The sequence below is a fragment of the Paraburkholderia fungorum genome (assembly GCF_046027605.1).
In the GTDB taxonomy this organism is placed as follows: Bacteria; Pseudomonadota; Gammaproteobacteria; order Burkholderiales; family Burkholderiaceae; genus Paraburkholderia; species Paraburkholderia fungorum_F.
In genome coordinates this window covers 1-4,410 of record NZ_JAQQEF010000065.1, presented here as the reverse complement: position 1 = coordinate 4,410, position 4,410 = coordinate 1, and the positions used below count along the sequence as shown (strand labels likewise).

The window sequence follows — 4,410 nt, the reverse complement described above, 5'->3', positions numbered from 1 at the left end:
AAATCCAACCCAGAACCGCCCCTCAAGCCCACCGCGCGCAGCGCCGCTTATAATCGAGCATTCTTTGCATCCACCAGCAGACCGACGAAATGAGCGAGACCCCGAGCGACCCGACCTCCACGCTTGCCAAAAGCTTCGAGCCCCACACCATCGAAGCCCATTGGGGCCCCGAATGGGAAAAACGCGCCTACGCGGCGCCCTCCTTCGACGAGAATAAGAAAGACTTCTCGATCCAGTTGCCGCCGCCGAACGTCACAGGCACCCTGCACATGGGCCATGCCTTCAACCAGACGATCATGGACGGCCTCACCCGCTATCACCGCATGCTCGGTGAAAACACCCTCTGGGTGCCGGGCACGGACCACGCGGGCATCGCCACACAAATCGTCGTCGAACGGCAACTGGACGCGAAAGGCGTCTCCCGTCACGACCTCGGCCGCGAAAAATTCACCGAACGCGTCTGGGAATGGAAGCAGGAATCCGGCTCCACCATCACGAATCAGGTGCGCCGCCTGGGCGCGTCGATCGACTGGTCGCGCGAATACTTCACGATGGACGACAAAATGTCGGCCGCCGTGCGCGACGTCTTCGTACGCCTGTATGAACAAGGCCTGATCTATCGCGGCAAGCGCCTCGTCAACTGGGACCCGGTCCTGCTCACCGCCGTCTCCGATCTCGAAGTGGTCAGCGAAGAAGAAAACGGCCACCTCTGGCACATCCAGTACCCGCTCACTGATGGCTCGGGCCATCTGACGGTCGCCACCACGCGCCCGGAAACCATGCTCGGCGATACCGCCGTGATGGTCCATCCGGAGGACGAGCGCTATGCGCACCTGATCGGCAAAACAGTCACGCTGCCGCTCTCCGGCCGCGAAGTCCCGATCATCGCCGACGACTACGTCGACCGCGAATTCGGCACCGGCGTGGTCAAGGTCACGCCCGCGCACGATTTCAACGACTATCAGGTCAGCTTGCGCCACAAGCTGCCAATGATCGAAATCCTCACGCTCGACGCGAAGATCAACGACAACGCACCGGAAAAATACCGCGGCCTGGACCGTTTCGAAGCCCGCAAGCAGGTTGTGGCCGACCTCGAAGCGCTCGGCGCGCTCGAATCGGTCAAGCCGCACAAGCTGATGGTGCCGCGCGGCGACCGCACGGGCGTGGTGATCGAGCCGATGCTCACGGACCAATGGTTCGTCGCGATGAGCAAGCCGGCGCCGGAAGGCACTTTCAATCCGGGCAAATCGATCGCGGAAACCGCTCTCGACGTGGTTCGCAGCGGCGAAATCAGGTTCGTGCCGGAAAACTGGTCCACCACGTACTACCAGTGGCTCGAAAACATCCAGGACTGGTGTATCTCGCGCCAACTCTGGTGGGGCCATCAGATCCCGGCATGGTACGGCGAGAACGGTGAAATCTTCGTCGCCAAGACCGAAGAAGGCGCGCGCGAGAAAGCCGCCGAGGCCGGATACACGGGCCCGCTCAAGCGCGACGAAGACGTGCTCGACACGTGGTTCTCCTCTGCGCTAGTGCCGTTTTCGTCGCTCGGCTGGCCGGCCGAGACGCCGGAGTTGAAGCACTTCATGCCGTCGTCGGTGCTGGTTACCGGTTTCGACATCATCTTCTTCTGGGTCGCGCGCATGGTCATGATGACCACGCACTTCACCGGCAAGGTGCCGTTCGACACGGTCTACGTGCACGGTCTCGTGCGCGACGCCGAAGGCCAGAAGATGTCGAAGAGCAAGGGCAATACGCTCGACCCGATCGATATCGTCGACGGCATCGACCTCGACGCGCTGGTCGCCAAGCGCACCACCGGTCTGATGAATCCGAAGCAGGCTGCGTCGATCGAAAAGAAAACCCGCAAGGAGTTCCCGGACGGCATTCCAGCATTCGGCACCGACGCATTGCGCTTCACGATGGCGTCGATGGCCACGCTCGGCCGCAATGTCAACTTTGATCTCGCGCGCTGCGAAGGCTATCGCAACTTCTGCAACAAGCTGTGGAATGCCACCCGTTTCGTGCTGATGAACTGCGAAGGCCATGATTGCGGTTTCGGCAAGCCGGAGCAATGCGGTGAATGCGGCCCGGACGGCCACCTGAATTTCTCCGCGGCCGACCGCTGGATCGTCTCGCGCCTGCAGCGTGTCGAAGCGGAAGTCGCCAAGGGTTTTGCCGACTATCGTTTTGACAATGTGGCCAACGCCCTATACAAGTTCGTATGGGACGAATACTGTGACTGGTATCTCGAACTCGCCAAGGTTCAGATCCAGACGGGTCAGCCGAACCAGCAGCGCGCAACGCGCCGCACGCTGCTGCGGGTACTCGAGACAGTGTTGCGCCTCGCGCATCCGGTGATTCCTTTCATTACCGAAGCGCTGTGGCAAAAAGTTGCACCGTTGGCGGGCCGCTATCCCGAAGGCAAAGCGGAGGGTGAAGCGTCCATCATGGTGCAGCCTTACCCTGTCGCGGAGCCGTCGAAGATCGACGAAGACGCGGAGCAATGGGCGGCGGATCTGAAAGCCATGATCGACGCGTGCCGGAATCTGCGCGGCGAAATGAATCTGTCGCCGGCGGTCAAGGTGCCGTTGCTCGCTGCCGGCAACGCGGAGCGCTTGCGTACGTTCGCTCCGTACGCTCAGGCATTGGCCCGTTTGTCGGAGGTGCAGATCATTGCCGACGAGGCAACGCTGGATGCGCAGGCAGATGGCGCGCCAATTGCTATCGTTGGGAATGACAAGCTTGTGCTGAAGGTGGAAATCGACGTAGCGGTGGAGCGCGAGCGTCTGTCGAAGGAGATTGCGCGGCTTAGCACGGAAGTCAGCAAGTGCAATGCCAAATTGCAGAATGAAAGCTTTGTTGCAAAGGCGCCGCCGGCAGTCGTTGAGCAGGAGCAGAAAAGGCTGGCAGAATTCGAAATCACTATCGGCAAGCTGAAGGCCCAATTGGCTCGTTTGCCGGCCTGATCGACGCTCCGTGCCCACCTCTTGAAGGCGGACACGGAACAGGCTAAACCAGAGGATTCAGGGTAATCACATGCTAAAAGTTACAAAAGCGGTATTTCCGGTAGCAGGTCTGGGCACCCGGTTTCTCCCCGCCACCAAGGCGAGTCCGAAGGAAATGCTGCCGATCGTCGACAAGCCGCTGATTCAATATGCGGTGGAAGAGGCGATGGCGGCCGGCATCACCGAAATGATCTTCGTCACGGGCCGCAGCAAGCGCGCGATCGAGGACCATTTCGACAAGTCATACGAAATCGAGGCTGAGCTCGAGGCGCGTGGCAAGGACAAGCTGCTCGAACTGGTGCGCAGCATCAAGCCGAGCCACGTGGACTGCTTCTATGTGCGTCAACCGGAAGCGCTCGGCCTTGGCCACGCCGTGCTGTGCGCGGAAAAGCTGGTGGGCGACAACCCCTTCGCCGTGATTCTCGCGGACGACCTGCTGTACGGCACGCCGCCTGTCATGACGCAGATGATCGAGGTGTTCGACCACTATCACAGCTCGGTGATTGGCGTTGAGGAGATCCCGGCGAAGGAAACCAAGTCGTACGGGATTGTGGACGGCAAGGAGTGGGAAGACTCGATCATCAAGATGTCGGGCATCGTCGAAAAGCCGGAGCCGAGTGCGGCGCCGTCGAACCTTGGCGTGGTTGGCCGCTATGTGCTGAAGCCGCGGATTTTCGATCACATCCGCTCGATCAAGCCGGGCGCGGGCGGCGAATTGCAGCTGACGGACGCGATTCAATCGTTGCTCGCCGATGAACAGGTACTGGCGTACAAGTATCACGGCACGCGTTTCGATTGCGGCAGCAAGCTGGGTTATCTGAAGGCGACGGTTGAGTTCGCGCTGCGTCACCCGGAAGTGGCAGCCGATTTCGAAGAGTATTTGCGGACCCGTTCGCCGGTGCTGGAAGGCTGAACGGCAGCTTCGCGCTGCAAGGCTTTCGATAGTTTTTCGATAGCAACGGCCGAACGTAAGAAAGGCGCTGTGCCTGCGAATGCGGGTATGGCGCCTTTTGTTTTGGGGCGTCCTGGCTTAGCGGCGCTTCATCAAAAACGTGAAAACTTTGTCGTGGGCCGAGCTTTCGACGATTTCATTGCCGGTTTGTTTTGCAAACGCGGCGAAATCGCGCTGGGAGCCCGGATCGGTAGCCAGTACCTTGAGAATCTGGCCGCTTTCCATGTCGGCGAGCGCCTTTTTGGCGCGCAAAATGGGCAGCGGGCACATCAGCCCGCGCGCATCGACTTCCTTGTGAATCTGAATTTGCATCGACGATGACCTTCGGGATGGGGCGTCGTTTGCGCGACGCCGGGGAGAGGTCAAATTCTACAGCAGGCGGGGGGGAGCCGCCGGGGGGCGGATGGTTTTGGGTTTTCTCTATCTGGGTTTGGGCTTTTTCTTGATCTG

Annotated in this window: 3 protein-coding genes; 2 read left to right on the top strand and 1 reads right to left on the bottom strand. The window is 60.3% G+C overall.

Annotation, left to right across the window (positions count from 1 at the left end; translation table 11 throughout):
- The first annotated feature begins 89 nt into the window (after positions 1-89).
- Together PQR53_RS38645 and galU are read left to right on the top strand one after the other, a co-directional pair.
- Positions 90-2,969 carry a valine--tRNA ligase gene (locus PQR53_RS38645; protein ID WP_408465835.1) on the top strand — a complete coding sequence of 960 codons (2,880 nt, stop codon included), beginning with the start codon at positions 90-92 and terminating at the stop codon, positions 2,967-2,969.
- 70 nt (positions 2,970-3,039) lie between these two features.
- On the top strand, positions 3,040-3,921 hold the full coding sequence (galU, locus tag PQR53_RS38640) for a UTP--glucose-1-phosphate uridylyltransferase GalU (protein ID WP_408465833.1): 882 nt from the start codon (positions 3,040-3,042) through the stop codon (positions 3,919-3,921).
- Positions 3,922-4,038: 117 nt separating this feature from the next.
- Here the strand turns inward: galU and PQR53_RS38635 are convergent, their stop codons facing one another.
- Positions 4,039-4,266, bottom strand: coding sequence for a sulfurtransferase TusA family protein (locus PQR53_RS38635; protein ID WP_027776570.1), 228 nt, complete (start codon positions 4,264-4,266; stop codon positions 4,039-4,041).
- Positions 4,267-4,410 lie beyond the last annotated feature (144 nt).